The sequence below is a fragment of the Methylocystis sp. WRRC1 genome, from assembly GCF_020733155.1.
In the GTDB taxonomy this organism is placed as follows: domain Bacteria; phylum Pseudomonadota; class Alphaproteobacteria; order Rhizobiales; family Beijerinckiaceae; genus Methylocystis.
The window spans coordinates 1,346,658-1,366,042 of the sequence record NZ_JAJFZJ010000001.1 but is presented as its reverse complement, the minus strand read 5'-3'; the positions used below and the strand labels follow the sequence as shown (position 1 = coordinate 1,366,042).

Sequence of the window (19,385 nt, the reverse complement as noted above, 5' to 3'; positions counted from 1 at the left end):
TTGATCGATTTCCGGTAGTTTCTCAAATGCATCCCAATCTTTTAGCATAGCTCACTCCTGTCATGATTTCATCAATGTGAATTAGGAGCTAAAATTCAGACAATCCGACAGCATGACAGATTTCACTTCGGCCGAGCTGGCAGCTAACGCCGGCCAGAAGCCTTTTTATTTTCAGGATGAACGAGGGTGCAGTTTCGTCCCGAACCAGACGAAATCCCAAGTTGCTGGGCGGCTTGCCTGCGGCGCACCCGCCGTTGCCTGCGTCCCGGATAAAGTCCGTAATGTAGGCTCGGTGTTCTCCTTCGACCACACGCACGCCGCAGCTGGAAAACGCGATCCCTGCGAAGCGACCATTCACATCAAGCGACTGCCGGATGAAGCAGGTGTTCGTCCACTCCCAAACATTTCCGGACAAGTCCAGCAAGCCGTATTCATTTGCGCCGAAGCTCCCGATCGGGCGCAGACGTTTATCCGATTGCTGGCGCTCGACTTCTTTCTCGTAGCGCGCAAGCCAGCGGACGGACGGATCAGACGTTGCGCCGGTAGGCAAGGCGTCGTCGTGGAAGCGCGAACCGGCAGCGAAAACCCATTCCTCGTCAGTCGGAAGCCGCCACGCGTGGCCAGTCTCCTTCGAAAGCCAAGTCGCGTAATCCGTCGCGTCAAACCAGCTGACATTCGTGATCGGAAGATTCGGGCGTGACTCTTCATTGGAAGTTTTCTTGCATCTGCCTGCGGCGATGCAGCGGCCATATTCCTCGGCGGTGACCTGCCGCCTCATGATGTGAAGTGAAGAAATACGAGGTATCGTCACAGCCGTTGCATCGACAGATCGGCCTGCCGCGTGGAAATCGCCAGCCATTCGATAAGTGAACATTCGTGGCGTGATTTCGATCGTTTCGGGAGATTTCCATTTGGCGGAAGCCGACATAAATGTCGTTGCGGAGGCGAGGCTGAATGAAACAAGCGCCACCCCCACACCGAGTCCCAATTTTGTCCTGAACGGCAGCATCCCCTGAGCCTCTTACCTAAGTTAGTGGCCCGGGTTCGGAGCAACATGATTTGGTAACTTGGGTTGCTCCTTCGAAGCTTCGGCTGCGGCGATCGAATGCGGGTCACTCACCCGCTTCATCAGAGCATCGTTCCATTTGCCCTCGACCTTGAAATGCGCAGTCGCTCCTAGTTCGACGGCCTCTATGAGGTTATGCGACAAATAGGCATAGATGCCGGGCTGACGGAATGTGTAGAGAGCCGCGCCTGCGCTGCCGCCGCGGATGAACCACGTCTCAAGATCTCTTTGCGGAGGGTTATGGAATTTTCCCGTCTCCCACACATAGTCGCCGTGACCGCCGATAAGGTGGGGTCGGCTGTCGCGGTTGGCTTGTGAGTGGATGATCAGGACAGTCTCGCCGACATTCGCCTGTAGAGCATTCTTACCCGTAAGCGCGCCGACTTTCCCTTCGAATACAACATGGCTCGGAACGAGTTGGTGCATGACTTCGAGTGTTTTGGGGAAAAAATCGCTCGCATCGTCGATGCGCAAGAATTTGCCTTTGTCGTCCCGGGGAACGTAGAAATCATTCTCGCCGATGTAAAAGACGCGGTCATAGTGCAAGCTCTTTCCGGTCTCATCCTTGAGCCCGTCGCGCGGCAGAACCATGACCGCGCCGCTCATGCCAGATACGACATGCAGTGGGATCATCGATCCACCCGGCGCGCAGTGGTAGACAAAGACCCCGGCGCGCGTTGCTCTCCAGCGAAGCGCGACCTGTTCTCCGGGATTGACGAGGGTCAATGCAGCGCCTCCAAGCGCTCCGGTCGCCGCATGAAAGTCGACACTGTGCGCCATCCTATTTGATTGAGGATTGATGAGGGTCGCTTCGACATAATCACCTTCATGGACAACCATAAGTGGCCCCGGGACTGAGCCATTGAAGGTAGAGCCTGGAACGGTGGTTCCGGAATCGTCGATAACGAGCGGCTTCTCAATCACCGTCAGCGAAAACTCAACTACCTTTGGCTTCGATTTCGTCGCCTGCTCATGGGCATGAACAAAGGGCGGAGCGACGAGCGTCACTTTTTCGCGCGCCAGATTTGAGTCATTTTCAGCGTGCATCGGCGTTGAGTTGAATGTCAGAACGCCTATTCCCAGAAAAATCTTTGCAATAGGTCTCATGGCGTCACTCCAAAAAATGATGCGCGGTCGCCAGGCGCGCGGATTAAATTGATTGATGATAACTCCCCGATCTCAACATTGGTTCCATCAGCCAGAGGCTGAGCGGCCTCATGGAAGCGCCGCGCGACGACCTTGCGCTGTGCGGCTAATTTGGCGTTCTGATAAAGAAATGGCGTCAAGCGATGTTCTGTAGCGAACCCAACGGTCGCAAGGACAAGAGACCGTCTTTTTCGGACAAAAGGGCCGAAGCTAAAACTGCGTAAATGCCTTATTTGAAGTCGTGTGACGTCGTGGTTTCAAACACAAGAACGAACGCAGGGGATACGGTCAGATTCGCATGACCATAAGAAGGTGCTGATCATCGATTCCGGCAACATACGCCGGCGTCAATTTTAGCGCGATGGGGTTCAGGTGTGGTCTGTCGATGTTTGATTGGCCGTCGGCGGTCGCGCTGCTCTTCGGCTGCCCACCATGCGACTGGGCCTTTCGTCGTGCGCCAGCGAATGCAGCGCGCTTTCTAATCCCGCGCTGAAAGGATCATATCCAACTGCGCCAGCGCCCGGAGGAGAAAATCCCCAAATGGCAAACGCCCAAGAAATTCCTCGGTGCGTTGCGGCTGCTGACCCCACGCGATCAAGGCCGCCGCCAGCAGCAAAAACAGCACAGCCAGCCAACGGAACGCGAGGCCGGCAAAAACTGCTACAGCTAAGGTGATCCCCCGTTTGGCGCGATTGCTCAAGTTCATGCTGGCCTCCTCGGTGCTGTCTTGGTCGCGGTCTTCCGTATAACACAGCCGTCGACAAATGGCCCAGTGACGACGGTGACGACGCTGTCGGCGCTCCCGCGCGGGCGCGGGCGAGCTGGTCCGCCTCATGGAGATCTCCGCTCCATTTCTCGTTTGCGCCGTTGAAGCTCCTCGAGCGGAATTTCACTCCCCAATGGCGCTTCCTGTTGCTTGATTTCGGGCGGAGGCGACCTTCCAGCCCCATCCGTCGATTGTTCGACGCCCTTGTTTTCGCCACCCCATCCTGCCGGTGGCGTAGAGCCCGCCTGCGCAGGCGCGATAGCAATGAACGCGCCTAAGCTCGCTAATATGGGCGCTATTGAAAATATCGGACGCGTTCCGGCGTGCATCAGCGTTTTCCCCTACATTGAAAGCGGCGGGACGGCCGCCAAGACTGGCGCACCCCCGCCGCTAACAAATCCCAGTCTTAACTGACTCGCTTCAGAGCGAGAGGGTTAAGGGCGCTACCATGTTACGCGGCCGAATCGCGTTCCCCACACATTATTGGTGCAGGTCGTGCTCGTGCCGGAGGCGTATTCGCTATAGATCCATGTCCGCCTTTCGTCGGTGGGATCGAGTCCGATGCCGTTGTAGTCACCCCACCGATTGCGGCCCGAGGTATCGAGTCTCACGTAACACCCTTGCCCTGACGCCAAGTTTGCGCTTCCCTGCAACGTATTTGGCGGATCGGTCGAGCGCCTGCCGGTATACCTTGCGCCGGCATATTCAGTCGATCCGGACCGGTTAAAGACGATCGTGGCGTTGCCCGTGGCAGTGGCTGTGATGGCCGGATAATAATAATACGAGCCCGAATTGCCAAAGCTTCGCTGTTGCGAAATCACGTTCGTCCCAGGATTGATGTTGTACCAACGGATGCAGGAGCGAGTCGTCGGGTCGCCCGCAAATGTGCATCCGACGGTGTGAGTCGTCCACAATCCGCTCGCGCGCCAAACCGCATCCAGCAGACGAGCATCGCCAGTGTTTATGCGGGTCGACGACCCTCTTTGCACAGCATTCGGCCCAAGAGTATAGGACAGCGGGAATAGTGTAGATTGGCGCACCAACGACGGAGGCCAGGAAGGAGTGCCAAAGCGCCAGAGCGTCAACCTGGCGCCGCCGCCGGAGTAAGAGTTGATCCCATAGCTCGTGGTAGAGGCAAAATAGCTGAGTGCAGGCTGGACAGTGAAGGCCGTGCTGTTATCAGCATTGCGCAGGTTCCAGAAGTCCCACCACGACACGGCCGGGCAAGATGTGCTGTAGATCTGGGATTTCCGAATAAACCGGACTTTCGTGTATTGGAAAGATTGATTGGGGTTTGGAAAATTGAATTGGTTCGAGGTAAGCACAATGGCGTTGCTCGTTGTTCCCACTTTGGCGTAATCGGCCCAGTTGTTTGTATTCGTCGATCCGTTCACGCTCGCGTTCAATGACCAGTTACACCAGTTGCCGCTCGCGGTGCTATTGTCTGAGACAGAGATCAAGTATCGGCTGAACTTGTCGCTGTTACGTTTCGCCAGCGCCAGCAAGACGAAGCGACTGCTGACTCGGTCATATATAACCCATGGATCGAAAACGCTGATCCCCGTCTGGTTGGCGGGGAGGACGTTGGCGAACCAGGAACCGAGCGTCCGCGAGAACACCTGTCCCCCAAATTTATTGTAAATCCGCCATGTCGAATTCACCGCGAGAATAAGGTCCGACGGGCCCACCGCGAGGTGCGGATCCGGCGGGATCCAGCCGGTGTAAGGAGTGCCCGCGAAACTCGACAACAGCACGGGCGCTTTCGGATTCAAGGCAAAGGGATTGGGCGTCCCATTCGAATCTTGCTGCGAGACTGCTTCTCCGTCTGCTTTGAAAGCTCGGGAGCTGGTGGAAACTTCGTTCTTCAGTCTTTCGATTACGGCGGGTGGGAACTCGTACGCCATCGGCGCGTCGCCGCCGGCTGGCTCGGCCCATGGCGCAAGCGATTGTCCTTTCGCGTTCGTCGAAGTGACATGCCCTCTCGTACCCGACTCGGCGCTTGGCGCGCGTTTCGCCGCGCCCGCCATGAAAGCCGCTCCTTCGCCGGGAGGCGAAACTACGGTTCCTTGCCGTTCTCGAGCTGCTGCGGCCTCCGGAGTTTCCGCCCCTCTCGCGGTAACCGTTGATCCTGCCCAAAGTGGAATGCTCGTCAGGGACGCAACGCCAAGCGCCGCCGCCCTAAGCCATAGATATTTTCCGGTCGCGCCACGCGACCGCTCTGAAAAGGTCATTGTTGGCCCCTCCACGATCAAATTGCCCCGGCCATGGCTGGCAAAAACAAAGATTTCCTCTAAAATCTCACCCGCCCCGCCGGAGACTTCTACGGGATGTAAACGCGCAAACATTTTAAATGTTCCAGATGCATTGCCCGTAAACTAAGGCCGCCTGCAACCGCACAGATGCAGGCAGCCGTCGCTCCTTCAAGACAGCTCGTGAAGGAGGCTAACCGTAGCCGTCAGAACAAGACACAGTCACAACAATTTCGCTGCAAAGGCCGCAAAAAAACCTCGCGCCGACGAAGACATCTTGCCTGCCGTGTTTTGAATCAATGTTGAACCCAAAACGGAGAGTTCCATGGTCTGATCAGATTAGATGAGGCGTGCGAGGGCGAGAAGTTCCGCGGCAATCTTCCAAGGCATCGGGCAAGTCTCCAGCGTTCGCGAGAATGATAACGCCTTGAGCGATAAAACAGCCGGGGCGCCGGGTTCATCTCCGGGAACGGAGGCGGAGCGGGTGCGCGGCTTCAGAAGGCGAAGGCTGAATGCGCGAGTGTCGTAGAAAACTGATTTCGAGATTGGCTCTGCTGTGCCTCATGAGCATCATGGCGGCGTCATGCCAGTCGACGCCTGACGCGGAGCAGCAGTCCAGAGCCGCCAGGCGAGCCTATAATGAGCGACTGGATGCTCTGTGTGGCCGATTGCCGGAAGTTCAGAGGAATGTTTGCGCCAGCAAGGTGCCAGAAGACTAATCGCCGTCGTCTTCATCGGGTAGAACGGCGGGGGGCCGGGGTCGCGACTCAAAACGGAAATATCAGAATGAGCAAACCCTTTCTGACCATCCTGTTCAGCAGCGCGCTCATTGCGCAGGCTCTAGCGGGAGGCGTGGAGAGACCCGAGGGTTGGTGGGTCGTTTTGGGATCGTTTGCAAATCCCGATCTCTCGGCGGCGCATGACAAGGAAATCAAAAGCCTGAGCAGTCGAGCGGCCCGCTGCGGGGTCGATCCATTCAACGACTTTTCCAACAAATTCCGCGGCTTTGCTCCCGGCTTCGACGTCGTGGCCGTTGGGGCCTACAAGACCCGGGAGAGCGCCCAGTCCGTTCTTCATCGCGTGCGCGCCTGTGTTCCCGAAGCCTATATCAAATTCGGCAGACATCTTGGAGAATAGCTGCGCGTCCCATCCTGCCTGCGCGGTTGATTCACGGGCTTGCGCGATGGTCGCGGCAAGTTCTCGCTCGGCGCCCTGACCGAGCCCTGTCGCGCTTGTGTGGCGCTCCCGCGAGGGCAAGCGCGCCATAGCCCCGATGGCAGGAGGACCGCCTCCAGGCAGGGCGAGCGGCGATGACCATCGCCGGAGAGGGGCTTCTGCAAGGCTGATATAGGACGCGAGCAAATGACCCGAATTGTCGAGCATCGCAGCGCCATCCCGAACGGCCCGGTGATCGAGGTCCACGTCCGCCGCGACGCCAGCGCCGATCCACCTGTTATCGCTTCGGTCAACATCAACGTCTTCGGGCAGGATCCGGACCCCACCGCTTTCCCTGCGCGTATGCCGGTCATGGAGGCGTTCCTGCAGGCGCTCGCCTATGCCGAGCGCGCGGGAATTGCGGTCTTGTGGATTGACGACCCAGGTGGATATTTTCCGCCCGAAAAGCGCCCTGCGAAGGACGTCGACGAAAACGAGGGGTGAGCCCCTCGCCGATCCTGACGCTCCAGCGGCCAATTGCCAAAGCGCGCCCTAAATAACGCTGATGAAACGATCAGGCGCAACGTCTGATCAGCGCACCAAGGCATCAGAAAAATGGCCAAAACATACGACCACGATAGCGACACAACGACTATCCTCGCCCTCAGCGGAATCGGCGCGGCGATCGGAGCGGCTCTTGGCGTTCTCGTTGCAAGATTTGACGGCGCCTTTGTTGGCGCCATCGTCGGAGCGATCGGCGGCGCAATCCTGGCAAGATGGCTGGAGCGAGCGGCCTGAATCGTTGAGCCGACTTTAGGACTGTTCGAGCACGGCCGGCAGGACGCTTGACGCCAGACAAAAAGGCCGCCCCTTCCCTCCGCGGCGGCCTCCGTGTCCTTCCCATCACGGCTCGGGGTCAAGATGGGCGATAGAGCTGCGACCTTGGGGCGCGGGCGGCGCATTTGCAGCGCTCCGTCATGTCGCATCCATGCCGCAAGGATTTGCCGCGTCTATCGGGAGATTAATGGGACTTGCTGCAGGCCGACGCAATATGGATGGACGCCTCAATCGTCCTCGCGGGGCGGCGCGGGCGGACGATCGTCTTCGGGGAAGCGGAAAGGCGCAGGCTCCCGGACTCCAGACGCGCCGGGGGCGGTAGAAGCCTGGCGGGGCAGGGGTGGGCCGAGTAGATCGAAACGAAGCTCGCCAACGACTTCGGATCGGGCGCGTTCCTTGATCAGACCTGCGCTCCCGTCGCTCTGGCGACGGAGCGAAAAGTTGATGAAGCGAGAAAGAACGGCCGCAAGCAGAGCAAGAGTCTGAATTTCAGAATATCAGTCGGCCAAGATCGTCTGAAAAGACGCCGACTATGATGGAAGCGATTGAATTATATGGCGAGAGAGACGGGGCTCGAACCCGCGACCTCCGGCGTGACAGGCCGGCGCTCTAACCAACTGAGCTACTCCCCCGCGCGGCGCGTTGTTCGCGCGAGGACTGCGGGATAGGGCAGCGGCATTTTGAAGTCAAGCGATTCCGACAGCCGACGTCACGCCGGAGGAATTTTCCACCGCCGCGACCCCCGGCCGGGCGCAGGAATCGCCGCGCCGGCGGACCGCGCCCGCGCTTCCCTTTCCCGCCCGGCTGGGCTAAGCCGCGCGCATGACAGACGATCCCGCAGCCGCCGCCGGCGGGCTGAGCGAAAGCGAGCTCCGCCGCCGCCGTATAAAGATTCGCGCCTGGCGCCGCGGCATGCGGGAGCTGGACATTCTCCTGGGCGGATTCGTCGACGCGCAGCTTTCGGCGCTCTCCGACCCGGAATTGAGCGAATTCGAGGGGCTGCTCGACCTTCCGGACGCCGAGCTCCTCGGCTGGCTCTCGGGCGCGACGCCGCCGCCGGAGCGGGACACCGCGCTACTTAGACGAATCATCGCCTTTCACACCCATGAGGGACCGATCCATTGAGCGCGCCCGCGGCGAAGACAGGAAGCGGGGCGGCTGAGCTCGCGGCCGCGAAAAAGCGCCTCGCTAAGGGAGAGAAGCTGCTTTTCTCTCATGCGCCGGAGGGCTTCGACGCCTTTCTCTGCGCCGATCTCGCCCGGGCGCTCGCCCGCGAGGCGGAGGGGCGCCCGGCGGTCTTCGTGCATGTCGCCCGTGATTCGACCCGTTCGGCCGCCTTCCGCGAGGCGCTGCGATTCGCCAATCCGGACGTCGAGATTCTGGACATCCCCGGCTGGGACTGCCAGCCCTACGACCGCGTCTCGCCGCACGCCAATGTCGTTGCGCGGCGGATGACGGCGCTCTCGCGCCTCGCCCGCGCGAGCTCGTCGGAGGAGCGCCCGCGCGTCGTGACCACGACGGCCGACTGCCTTTTGCAGCGCGTGCCGCCGCGAAAAATGGTCGCCGCCGAGAGTTTTTCCGCCGCCCCCGGCAATGTGGTGAAGCTCGACGAACTGGCGTTGTGGCTGGAGGCGAACGGCTTCCTGCGCGCCAGCACCGTGCGCGAGACCGGCGAATACGCCCAGCGCGGCGGCATCATCGATCTTTTCCCGCCGGGCATGCCGGCGCCGATCCGGCTCGACTTCTTCGGCGACACGCTCGAATCGATCCGCAGCTTCGACCCCGAGACGCAGCGCGCGACGGGGCAGTTGCGCGCGCTCGATCTCACGCCGATGAGCGAGCTGCGGCTCACCTCCGACACCATGCGCCGCTTCCGCCAGAATTACGCGGCGCGCTTCGGCGGGCAGACGCGGGGCGACGCGCTTTACGAGGCGGTGAGCGAGGGGCGGCGACATCACGGCATGGAGCACTGGCTGCCGTTGTTCTACGAGCGGATGGACACGCTCTTCGACTATCTCGGCGACGCGCCGCTGATGCTCGACGCTTTGGTCGAAGACGCGGCGAGCGAGCGCCTCAAGCAGATCGCGGATTATTACGACGCGCGCAAATTCTCGCACGACCTCGATCCTGCCGCTTCGAATTACAAGCCGCTCGAACCGCGTGAACTTTATCTCACGAGCGAGGAGTGGAGCGACGCGCTCGCCGAGCGCGCCAGCGCGCAATTCTCGCCTTTTGCCTCGGAGCGCGGCGACGCGATCGATTGCGGCGCGCGTCCGGGACGAGATTTCGCGCCAGAGCGCAACGAACCCGACGTCAATGTCTTTCAGGCTGCGGCCGACCATGTGCAGGCGCTGCGCGGCTCCGGCAGAAACGTCATCGTCGCCGGCTGGTCGGACGGCTCCTGCGAGCGTCTCGGGCATGTGCTCGAGGAACATGGCCTGCGCGATCTCAAGACCGTCTCCTCGCTTCCGGGAGCGCTTGCGCAAGGGCCGGGCGGCGTCGCGCTCGCGGTGCTCGGCGTCGAGCATGGTTTCGAGACCGACGCCTATGTACTTCTTGGCGAGCAGGACATTCTCGGCGACCGCCTCGTGCGCCGCCGTCGCAAGCGCAAGCCCACCGAAAATCTTCTCGGCGAAGTCGCCGCGCTCACAGCCGGCGATCTCGTGGTGCATGTCGATCACGGCATCGGCCGTTTCATCGGCCTCGAGACGATCACCGCGGCCGGCGCGCCGCATGATTGTCTGGAGCTGCATTACGCCGGCGGCGACAAGCTCTATCTGCCGGTCGAGAACATCGAGCTTCTGACCCGCTACGGCGGCGAGGACGCCGAGGCGCAGCTCGACAGGCTCGGCGGCGTCGGCTGGCAGACGCGCAAGGCTCGGATGAAGAATCGCATCCGCGAGATGGCGAAGGGCCTCATCGCCATCGCCGCGCAGCGCCAGCTGCGCCAGGCGCCGAAGCTCGCGCCGCCGGAAGGGCTTTACGACGAATTTTGCGCGCGCTTCCCCTATGACGAAACCGAGGATCAGCTTGCCGCCATCGAGGCGGTGCTCGACGATCTCGCCTCGGGCCGTCCGATGGATCGGCTGGTCTGCGGCGACGTCGGCTTCGGCAAGACGGAAGTCGCGCTGCGCGCCGCTTTCTGCGCGGCGATCAACGGCAAGCAGGTCGCCGTCGTCGCGCCGACGACGCTGCTTGCGCGCCAGCATTACAAGACATTCTCCGAGCGTTTCGCGGGCCTGCCGATAAAAATCGGCCGCCTGTCGCGCATGGTCGGCGCTGCCGAAGCGCGCGAGACGAAGAAGGAGCTTGGCGAAGGCAAGGTCGATATTCTCGTCGGCACCCACGCCATTCTCGGCAAGGGCGTAAATTTCAAGGATCTCGGCCTCGTCATCATCGACGAGGAGCAGCATTTCGGCGTCGGGCACAAGGAGCGTCTGAAAGAGCTGCGCGCCGAAGTCCATGTGCTCACGCTTTCCGCGACGCCAATTCCGCGCACGTTGCAGCTCGCCATGACCGGCGTGCGCGAACTCTCGCTCATCACGACGCCGCCGGTCGATCGTCTCGCGGTGCGCAGTTTCATTTCTCCATTTGATCCGCTGATCGTGCGCGAAGCCTTGCTGCGCGAACGCTATCGCGGCGGACAGGCCTTCTTCGTCTGCCCGCGTATCGAGGATCTGGAAGAAGCCGCCGCCTTCCTGCGCGAGAATCTGGCCGAAGCGAAATTCGTCATAGCGCATGGCCAGATGAGCCCGAGCGAACTCGAAGACAAGATGTCGGCTTTCTATGACGGCAGGTTCGATATTCTTCTCTCCACGACCATCGTCGAATCGGGGCTCGACATTCCGTCGGCCAATACGCTGATCGTCTGGCGCGCGGACATGTTCGGCCTTGCGCAGCTCTACCAGTTGCGCGGCCGCGTCGGACGCTCGAAGACGCGCGCCTATGCGCTCTTCACCACGCCCGCCAATCGCGCCATCACGCCGCAGGCGCAGAAGCGTCTCGAAGTCTTGCAGACGCTCGATACGCTCGGCGCCGGCTTCCAGCTCGCCAGCCACGATCTCGACATTCGCGGCGCCGGCAATCTGCTTGGCGAGGAACAGTCCGGCCACATCAAGGAGGTCGGCTACGAGCTCTATCAGCAGATGCTCGGCGACGCGATCACGCTGCTGAAGGCTGGCGTCGAGGAGCCGCAGGAGGAGGTCTGGTCGCCGACGATCGCGATCGGCGCGCCGGTCACGATACCAGAGGATTACATCTCCGATCTCACCCTGCGCCTGCAGCTTTATCGTCGTCTCTCGACGCTCGAAACGGATCACGACATCGAGGCTTTCGCCGCCGAAATGATCGACCGTTTCGGCCCCATCCCGCCGGAGGTCGAGCAGCTTCTGGAGATCGTCGCCATCAAGGCCATGTGCCGTCGTGCGCATGTCGAGAAGGTCGACGCCGGGCCGAAGGGCGTCATCGTCTCTTTCCGCGACAATCATTTCGCCGATCCGGCGGGCCTGGTGCGCTATGTCGCGGAGCAGGGGACTCAGGCCAAGGTGCGGCCCGACATGCGCATCGTCTTCATCCGAGAATTCGAGACGATGAAGCAGCGCCTCGCCGGAACACGCCGTATCATGCGCGCGCTCGTCGGCATTGCGGAGAAGGGCAAGGCCGCCTGAATGATGCGGCGCGACGATTCGTCGGCTCGCAAGATTGCTTGATTTGTGACAAAGTTACGGACCTTCGCGCGCGATGCGCGCAGGCTGCGAATCGGATTGTCAGGCGCGCGGCCAGACATTTGAACGCGCCAGCGTTCGTGGTCGCCGCGTCGAACAAAATACATAAGCTAGGGAGGGTCTCATGACGACGCAGAACAGATTCTTGCGCGGCAAATGTTTCACGGCCAGCGCGGCCGCCTTGCTGCTCGGGGCGGGCCTCTCCATCGCGCAGGCGCAGCAGGCCGGCGATCACGCCGGAATGGATCACAGCAAGATGGATCACAGCGGCCACGGCGCCGCGAATGCGCCGATCCAGTGGGCCGACCCCGGCAAGGCCCAGTCCGGCGCCGCGCCCGAAACGGCCACGGGGCCCGAAGCGCCGAAGGCGGACGCGGGCAAGGCCAACGAGCATTTGGGTCATCATGGCGGCATGGGCGGCATGAAGCATGACGGCGGCATGGGTGGAATGGGCGGCATGATGGGCGGCATGGGCGGCGGAATGTCGGGCATGAACCATGGCGGCGGCGGCGCAGGCGGCGGCATGGGCGGCATGAAGCATGACGGCGGAATGGGCGGAATGGGCGTTGGAATGTCGGGCATGAGCCATGGCGGCGGCGGCATGGGCGGCATGATGAAGAACATGATGTGCGGCTTCACCGAACATCTCGAGGGTCGTCTCGCCTATCTGAAGGCCGAGCTGAAGCTGACCGACGAGCAGGCGTCGTCCTGGAACACATTCGCCGAGGGATGGCGCGCGGCCGCGCAGAAGGCCAGCGCCAAATGCGCCGCCACGGACGAGCGCATGGACCATTCTAAACCCCCCGTGCTGCACAAGCTGTCGATGATGGAAAACCATATGGTCGATCATCTCGACATCGTGCGCGCGCAGAAGGCCGCGATCGAGCCCTTCTTCACGACGCTCAGCGATGAACAGAAGAAGATCGCGAGCGAGACGATGACGAGCATCATGAAAGTCGGCATGTCCATGGGCGGCGGCGGCGGCATGGGCGGTATGATGGGCGGAATGGGTGGAATGATGGGCGGCATGAGCCACGGCGGCGGCGGTGGCGGCATGGGCGGCATGCAGCACTGAAGCCCGCGACAATGAACGAGACGGCCTCGCATCTTCGGGTGCGGGGCCATTTCTTTGAGCGGCCGCGACCTCGCCGCTTCCAAGCAGGGCAGAATTGCCGGATCATAATTGCTTGTAGATTCGCCCAAATTTCGATCGGCTGACGACGGCCCTAAAGTCGTCACAATGTTGGCGGCTAAAATTGGCCTGTCGCCTTGCGGATGATGTTCCCGCCGCGGCTTTCGGACTTGCCGGCGTTGATGTCGCGTCCGTTCAACCATGAAGGACACTAATGACGAAGATCCGCGTTTTCGCGTGCTGCGCGCTTGTCATGGCGGCCGCCCCGGCCCTTGCAAAATCTTCCGCCGCCGACGCCGTCGGCGCCGTTTTTTCCCGCCCGACTCCGGTCGCGCGCAAGGCGGAGATTGGCCGTCAGGTCGCGCGTGTGTGCAACCTGTCCCTCTCCGAGGATCAGCTGAACAGGGCGTCTGCCTTCATCGAGGCGAACCGCGCCAAGGGCGTCGCCTGGGTCGCCGATCAGATCAGCAGAAGCGAACTCAGCTACGTCTGCAATATCTGACGTCCGGTCCCTCGGACCGTGGGTCTCCGTGCTCGCATCGATCGGCGCGCCTTCGGGAGCGCCGTCCGGGAAGGCGTCACTCCACCGAAAACTCGCGCATCATGCCCATGTCCTCATGTTCGAGGTTGTGGCAGTGATACATGAAGCGCCCCTTGAAATCCTGGAACGGTTTGACGATGCGGATGCGCTCGCCCGGCGCGACGAGCACCGTATCCTTTAGCCCGCTGTCGACGAATCCGTCACGGACGGTGGCGTAAGCCTCTTCATCGTCGCCTTCGTAAATGCGGCTGACGATCTCGAACTGTTGTCCGTGAAGATGGATGGGATGCGCCATCGACATGCCCATCATTCCCATGCCGCGCATGCCGCCGCCCATGCCCATGCGGCCGCGCATCATGCCCATGCCGCCCATTCCCATGCCGCGGCCCATTCCCATTCCGCCCATTCCCCTGCCGCCCATCATTCCGCCCATGCCCATGTGGCCGTGCTCGTGGAAGATTTCCAGCAATTGCACCGTATCGACGGGGATGTGCTCCTGTGGCAGCAGGTCATCGTGTCCGAAGGCGCCGCCGTTCAGCAGCATCGACATATGCGCCATGGTTATCGCGATCGGGATCGGATCATTGCGATTGGCGACCTCCTCCATCCGGTAGTGTTTGATCGTCGAAAGTTTCTCGGGCAGCTTCGGGCTCTCGCCGATGGCGCGCGTCACCGTCGCGGAGAAGATCGGGAAGCCGTCGGTCATGGAGATCGCGCTGCCCATCATGCGCTCCGCCATCGGCGGAACGAGGCCATAGAAGCCGCCGCTCCACATCACGAGTTTCGACCCCACGGCGCGGCCGCTGAAATCGACCCAGAGATCCACGCGCTCCGCCGGCGCGAGCATCACATATGGTTTCGTCTCGGGCTTCTCCAGAAGGCCGCCGTCGACGCCGATCACGGTGAGCGGCGTTCCGTCGTCCCAGCCGAGCTTGTATATGCGCGCGTTGGAGCCGTTGAGAATGCGTAGCCGATAGGCGCGGCTTGCGACTTCGAGCTTGTAGTCGGGACGTCCGTTGACCAGCACGCGATCGGCGTAAAAGCCGAACATGCTGGTGTGCATGTCGTCGCCATAGACGAGCTGGTTTTCGCTATCGAAGGAGCGGTCCTGCAGAACGAGCGGAATCTCATATTCGCCGGAAGGCAGACCCAGCGCGCGCTCCTCCGCGTCCTCGACGATCAGGCCGCCCGCGAGGCCGCGATAGACCTGAGTCGCCGTCGCCTCATGCGTGTGCGGATGGTAGAAATTCATGCCCGCGCGATTGCGCACCTCGAACTCGTAGACATAGGTCTGCCCCGGCTCGATCGCGGCGGAAGGGTGGCCGTCCGCCGCCATCGGAACATGCAGCCCATGCCAATGGGTGATGGTGTGCTCCGGAAGTTCGTTGCGCAGGCGGATGCGCACCTTCTGCCCCTTCACGAGGCGCATCAGCGGGCCGAGATAGCTGTCGGGCAGGCTGGTCAGCGTATTCGGCGGCCCTTTCACGAGATTGCCGACGTAGCGCCACACCTGCGTGGGCTTTCCACCCAGAATTGGAACCGCGTCGCGTTTGCAAACGAGTTCGATCTCGACGTCGGGATTGAAGTTCGCGGAGGCGACATTCGGGACCCCCTGTCCACCGTGGTCGAGAGCGAAGGACGGAGTCGCCGCAGCCGCCGCCGAAAGCAGAAATCCGCGCCGCGTGAACTCGATTCTGTTGAGCATCGATCCCCCTTGCGCGCGTTTTACACCGCGCGAGGCTTAAATTAGCTGCCTCTTATATAAGCAGGGGCGGAGCCGAAAAAACTGCGGCAAATGGCGTCATTGCGCGCAGGGAGGACGCAGCCATTTCAGCCCCATGCGCGGAAGGTTTGCGAAGCGGCCACGGACTGTGCCAAAATTACAGCGCTTTCGCCGTGTTCATGGCATGAGTGACGCCAGGGCGGCGACAGCGGCGACGATGCAATCCGTATATGGCGCGCGGCTTGCGCGTGAACGGCGGCGGGTTTCTCCATCGCGATGAATGAGACTGTTCGACAAAAAGCGTTCGGCGCGAGCCTGGCCGCGGCTGCGATGGATCGGCTGTTCGAGCCGCGCCGCGACGGCCGGCTCATGCCGCGTCCGCGCTTTGCGGCCTTTATTCTGCTGTGCCTGCTGCTGCACGCCGCCATTCTCGCCTTCCTGCTGTGGGAGGATCAGCGCAATGCGCTTCTTCCGCCGGCGATCGAGGAAATCCCCGTCGAGGTGATCACCGAGCCGCCGCCCCAGCCAAAGGAGGAGCCGCCTCCGCCGGAGCCGCCGCAGCCCGAGCAAAAGGCCGAGGAACAGAAGCAGAAGCCTCCGCCGCCGCCGACCGAAATCGAGGAGCCTGCCTTCGATGCGCCCAAGCTCGAGAGCAAGGAGAAGAGCGAGCAGAACGCCCCCGAGGAGGCGAAGGAGGCCAAGACCAAGCGCAACGAGCCGGAAAAGCTCGCGCCCAAGGACGAGAAGCCTCAGGGGCTGAAGGACGCGCAGGACGACGCGGACGGCGACAAGCCGCCCGAGCCCGCGCCCGAAAAGCAGGTGGAGGACAAGCCCGACGCCGAGATCATCGAGCGCGCGGAGAAGACGCCCACGCCCACCGAGAAGCCCGACACGAAGGACACGAAGCCGGCGAAGAAAGGCGACGCCAAGTCGATCGCCGATCAGGTCGCCGCGCTGGCGCCGCTGCCGGATTTCAAGCTGGCCGCGCCGCCCAAGCAGTCGCCTGTCGGCGGCGGGCAGGCGAAGACGACCTATCTCACCATCCTCTATGGCCTCATCATGCCGCATATGCAGATCCCGGCGCGGGTCCGCGCGAGCCAGATTTCGTCGAGGGGCGTGGTCGCCTTCTATATCGACGAGATGGGCAATCTCACCCATCAGGCGGTCTATAAATCGAGCGGCATGCCCGATCTCGACGCCGCCGCGCTTTCCGCCGTGCGCAGGGCCGCGCCCTTCCCGCCGCCACCGCGCGGCCTGCCGCATTCGATGCTGTTCACCTACGCCACGAAGTGATCACGCCAGCGCTATCGCCGACACCAGCCGCCCGTAGTCCGGCTCCCGCCGATGCACGCTGCGCCGGTAGCTGAAGCAGCGCGTTTCATCCGTATAAGTGTCGACGGCAAGGCTCTCGAAGGAGGCGACGCCGAGCGCCTCGACCCGCGACGCGATGAAGCCCGGCAGGTCGAACATCGAATGGCCCTCGCGCGGCGAGGGCGCGAAGAAGCGCGCAAAGGCGCGGTCGGACTCGATGAAGCGCGCGGAAAATTCCGGCCCCACCTCATAGCTCTCCGGGTGGATCGCCGGTCCCAGCGCAACATGGATGTCCGCGCGCCGCGCGCCCTGTTTCTCCATGGCGACGACGGTCGCCTCGATCATGCCGCCGAGCGCGCCTTTCCAGCCCGAATGGCAGGCGCCGATCACGCCCGCGCGCGCGTCCGCGAAAAGCAACATGCCGCAATCGGCTCCCGTGACGCCCAGGGCGAGCGACGCCTCGCGCGTGACAAGCCCGTCGCAGCGCGGCCGATCCTCGGGCGCCCAGGGCTCGCTGACCGTCATCGCGTCGGCCGAGTGGATCTGGAACGGCACCAGCAGCCGCTCCGGCGCGACGCCGACCCGCGCCGCCATGCGCGCGCGGTTTTCGCCGACGCGGGCCGCCTCGTCCCTGGAGCCGACGCCGCCGTTGAGAGATGCGTAAACGCCCTCCGACACGCCGCCCTCGCGGGTGAAGAAAGCGTGGCGCACGCCGGGCAGATCGAGATTTCGCGCGCTGAGCGCGGGCGGATGGGTCACTCGCCGCTCCTGTGATTACACGAAGAAGCCCGGCAGGTCGGGCATGTCGGGATGCGTCACCGCCATCACCTTGAAGAGCGCGCCCATGTGGCGCCGCGGGTCCTGCGTTCCGGTCAGCCGGTCGAAAGCGCTGGCGATCTCCTCCGCCTGTTCGGGCGTCGCCTTTTTCGACAATGATTGCGCCCGCCGCTCGATGCCGAGCTGAAGCAGGAAATGCGCCTGCGTCACCGGCCCCATCACCTTTGCGCCCTGCGCGCGCGCCGCGCGGCCGAGCGCGGCGAAATCGACATGGGCGGTCAGATCGGCCTCGCCCGGCGCGGAGAGAGGATCGACATAGGTATGGCGGGCAACCGCCTGAAGGCTGTCGCCGAGCGAGGTCTGCGTATAGCCATAGTCGATGACGAGCATCGCGCCGCCTTCCGCGACCAGTCGCGCGGCGATGTCGCCCATCAGGCGCTGGCCCGCGGGGCAGACTTCGATGATCGAGCCCTCGCGCGCCGCCGCGGTCAGCGTCGGCTCGACGCGATCCGAAAGGCCGAAGGCGAGTTCGCCGCCGGCGTCGAGCCCCACGAGCCGCTCGCGCCAGCCTCCGATCGTCTTGACGAAATGGCGCACGGGCAGGGCGTCGAAAAACTCGTTGGCGAGAATGAAGGCCGGCCCATGCGGCGTATGTGCGAAATCCGTCGCCCAATCCACCGGCTTCGCGGCGCTGGCGAGCGTCTGCCGCTGGATGTCGCGCAGCGCCGGGCTCATTTCGACGAGATGCGCCGTGATCGCGTCGAGAAATTGCGGCGATATGCGCGCGACGCGCAGCACATCCGACATCAGCGTGCCTCGGCCGGGGCCAAGCTCGATGAGCCGCGCAGGCGAGGGCGACCCCGCCGCGCGCCAGGCTTCGCTCGCCCATACGCCGATGAGTTCGCCGAACATCTGGCTGATCTCCGGCGCTGTGATGAAATCGCCGCCCGCGCCGAAGGGATCGCGCGTCATGTAATAGCCATGGAGCGGATGGCCGAGGCAGAGCGACATGAAATGTTCGAGCGTCATCGGCCCGTCATGCGCGATGGCCGCGGCGATCTCCTGTTTGAGCGGATTCATGCCGGGACGCTCCTTTTGCGCAGCGCGTTCAGCATGGCGAGCGTTCCGAGAAGAACGAGCGGCAGCGACAGAACCATGCCCATCGTGAGCCCGTGCGGCAGCGCCTCCTGCACGGGGTCGGGCTCGCGGAAGAATTCGCAGAAAATGCGCGCGAGGCCATAGCCGACGCCGAAAAGCCCCGTGATGAGGCCCGGCCGCTTCAGCGCGCCGCCGCGCGCGGCGAACCACAGCAGAAGCCCGAGCGCAACGCCCTCCAGCCCTGCTTCATAAAGCTGGCTCGGATGGCGCGGCGCGTCGCCGGCGCCCGGAAACACCATGCCCCAGGGGACATCGGTTTCGCGGCCCCACATCTCTGGCTTGATGAAATTGGCGAGCCGCCCGAAGAACAGACCCACAGGCGCCACGGCCGCGCAGATGTCGCTGATGGTGAGGAAGGGGATGGCTCCGCGCCGCGCATAAAGCGCCATGCCGATGATTGCGCCGATGAGCCCCCCATGGAAGGCCATGCCGCCTTTCCACGTCTGAAAGATTTCCAGCGGATGGGCGAGATAGAAGCCCGGATCATAGATCAGCACATGGCCGAGGCGCCCGCCGATGATGATTCCGAGCGCGACATTGACGAGAAGATCGTCGATCCCCTCCCGCGTCGGCCGCGCCTGTCCGCTCGACCAAAGCGACTCCTTGCCGACAAGCGCGCGCATGCCGAACCAGGCGAAGACGAAGCCGCCGATATAGGCCAGCGCATACCAGCGCAGCGGCAGGGGCCCGATATTGACCGCGACCGGATCGACCACCGGAAAGGGAAGGGCGAAAATGGGCATGAGAGGCTGAAGTCCGAACGCGCGGCGCGGGTGGTGAGTCGCGCTTCGTTAACCTTT

At 62.7% G+C, this 19,385-nt stretch carries 17 protein-coding genes and 1 tRNA gene; 8 read left to right on the top strand and 10 right to left on the bottom strand.

Features of this window, described 5'->3' with window-relative positions:
• Positions 1 to 88: 88 nt before the first annotated feature.
• The 5 genes from LG047_RS06660 to LG047_RS06640 form a co-directional block, all read right to left on the bottom strand.
• Positions 89 to 1,009 (bottom strand): SUMF1/EgtB/PvdO family nonheme iron enzyme, encoded by a 921-nt coding sequence (locus LG047_RS06660; RefSeq protein ID WP_227966025.1) that lies wholly within the window; start codon positions 1,007 to 1,009, stop codon positions 89 to 91.
• A gap of 21 nt (positions 1,010 to 1,030) precedes the next feature.
• Positions 1,031 to 2,173, bottom strand: a complete 1,143-nt coding sequence (gene nirK / locus LG047_RS06655; protein WP_370635010.1) for a copper-containing nitrite reductase — start codon at positions 2,171 to 2,173, stop codon at positions 1,031 to 1,033.
• On the bottom strand, positions 2,170 to 2,352 hold the full coding sequence (locus LG047_RS06650; RefSeq protein WP_227966024.1) for a hypothetical protein: 183 nt from the start codon (positions 2,350 to 2,352) through the stop codon (positions 2,170 to 2,172). The genes nirK and LG047_RS06650 overlap by 4 nt, the downstream gene beginning before the upstream one ends.
• A 338-nt stretch (positions 2,353 to 2,690) precedes the next feature.
• The gene (locus tag LG047_RS06645) at positions 2,691 to 2,918 is read right to left on the bottom strand and encodes a hypothetical protein (protein WP_227966023.1); all 228 of its coding nucleotides are present in this window, start codon (positions 2,916 to 2,918) and stop codon (positions 2,691 to 2,693) included.
• A gap of 503 nt (positions 2,919 to 3,421) precedes the next feature.
• Positions 3,422 to 5,323, bottom strand: a complete 1,902-nt coding sequence (locus tag LG047_RS06640) for a hypothetical protein (RefSeq protein WP_227966022.1) — start codon at positions 5,321 to 5,323, stop codon at positions 3,422 to 3,424.
• A gap of 543 nt (positions 5,324 to 5,866) precedes the next feature.
• Here LG047_RS06640 and LG047_RS06635 point away from each other — a divergent pair.
• From LG047_RS06635 to LG047_RS06625, 3 genes are all read left to right on the top strand, one after another.
• Positions 5,867 to 6,364 carry a hypothetical protein gene (locus LG047_RS06635; protein WP_227966021.1) on the top strand — a complete coding sequence of 166 codons (498 nt, stop codon included), beginning with the start codon at positions 5,867 to 5,869 and terminating at the stop codon, positions 6,362 to 6,364.
• Between the two features lie 225 nt (positions 6,365 to 6,589).
• Positions 6,590 to 6,886, top strand: coding sequence for a hypothetical protein (locus LG047_RS06630; protein ID WP_227966020.1), 297 nt, complete (start codon positions 6,590 to 6,592; stop codon positions 6,884 to 6,886).
• A gap of 111 nt (positions 6,887 to 6,997) precedes the next feature.
• Positions 6,998 to 7,180: a glycine zipper domain-containing protein gene (locus LG047_RS06625; protein ID WP_051134372.1), complete on the top strand. Its 183-nt coding sequence runs from the start codon at positions 6,998 to 7,000 to the stop codon at positions 7,178 to 7,180.
• 594 nt (positions 7,181 to 7,774) lie between these two features.
• Here the strand turns inward: LG047_RS06625 and LG047_RS06620 are convergent.
• A tRNA-Asp gene (locus tag LG047_RS06620) sits at positions 7,775 to 7,851 on the bottom strand.
• Positions 7,852 to 8,041: 190 nt separating this feature from the next.
• Here LG047_RS06620 and LG047_RS06615 point away from each other — a divergent pair.
• The 4 genes from LG047_RS06615 (at position 8,042) to LG047_RS06600 (ending at position 13,577) form a co-directional block, all read left to right on the top strand.
• A complete protein-coding gene (locus tag LG047_RS06615) occupies positions 8,042 to 8,344 on the top strand; it encodes a succinate dehydrogenase assembly factor 2 (RefSeq protein ID WP_227966019.1) in 303 nt (100 codons plus the stop codon).
• The gene (gene mfd, locus LG047_RS06610; protein ID WP_370635009.1) at positions 8,341 to 11,886 is read left to right on the top strand and encodes a transcription-repair coupling factor; all 3,546 of its coding nucleotides are present in this window, start codon (positions 8,341 to 8,343) and stop codon (positions 11,884 to 11,886) included. The genes LG047_RS06615 and mfd overlap by 4 nt, the downstream gene beginning before the upstream one ends.
• 181 nt (positions 11,887 to 12,067) lie before the next feature.
• Entirely contained in the window at positions 12,068 to 13,018 is a 951-nt protein-coding gene (locus LG047_RS06605) for a Spy/CpxP family protein refolding chaperone (RefSeq protein WP_227966018.1), read from the top strand.
• Positions 13,019 to 13,289: 271 nt separating this feature from the next.
• Positions 13,290 to 13,577 (top strand): hypothetical protein, encoded by a 288-nt coding sequence (locus LG047_RS06600; RefSeq protein WP_036285780.1) that lies wholly within the window; start codon positions 13,290 to 13,292, stop codon positions 13,575 to 13,577.
• Positions 13,578 to 13,653: 76 nt separating this feature from the next.
• Here the strand turns inward: LG047_RS06600 and LG047_RS06595 are convergent, their stop codons facing one another.
• Positions 13,654 to 15,321 carry a multicopper oxidase family protein gene (locus LG047_RS06595; protein ID WP_227966017.1) on the bottom strand — a complete coding sequence of 556 codons (1,668 nt, stop codon included), beginning with the start codon at positions 15,319 to 15,321 and terminating at the stop codon, positions 13,654 to 13,656.
• 294 nt (positions 15,322 to 15,615) lie between these two features.
• Between LG047_RS06595 and LG047_RS06590 the strand changes: the two genes are divergently transcribed.
• The gene (locus LG047_RS06590) at positions 15,616 to 16,632 is read left to right on the top strand and encodes a TonB family protein (protein WP_036285784.1); all 1,017 of its coding nucleotides are present in this window, start codon (positions 15,616 to 15,618) and stop codon (positions 16,630 to 16,632) included.
• Here LG047_RS06590 and LG047_RS06585 read toward each other — a convergent pair whose 3' ends face one another.
• Genes LG047_RS06585 through lgt form a run of 3 tightly spaced genes read right to left on the bottom strand, consistent with a single transcriptional unit; the run spans position 16,633 to position 19,328 of the window.
• Positions 16,633 to 17,409 carry a polyphenol oxidase family protein gene (locus LG047_RS06585; RefSeq protein WP_227966016.1) on the bottom strand — a complete coding sequence of 259 codons (777 nt, stop codon included), beginning with the start codon at positions 17,407 to 17,409 and terminating at the stop codon, positions 16,633 to 16,635. It abuts the gene before it with no gap.
• 15 nt (positions 17,410 to 17,424) lie between these two features.
• Positions 17,425 to 18,507 carry a class I SAM-dependent methyltransferase gene (locus LG047_RS06580; protein ID WP_227966015.1) on the bottom strand — a complete coding sequence of 361 codons (1,083 nt, stop codon included), beginning with the start codon at positions 18,505 to 18,507 and terminating at the stop codon, positions 17,425 to 17,427.
• Positions 18,504 to 19,328: a prolipoprotein diacylglyceryl transferase gene (lgt, locus tag LG047_RS06575; protein ID WP_227966014.1), complete on the bottom strand. Its 825-nt coding sequence runs from the start codon at positions 19,326 to 19,328 to the stop codon at positions 18,504 to 18,506. Before lgt ends, LG047_RS06580 begins: the two co-directional genes overlap by 4 nt.
• Positions 19,329 to 19,385: the final 57 nt, after the last annotated feature.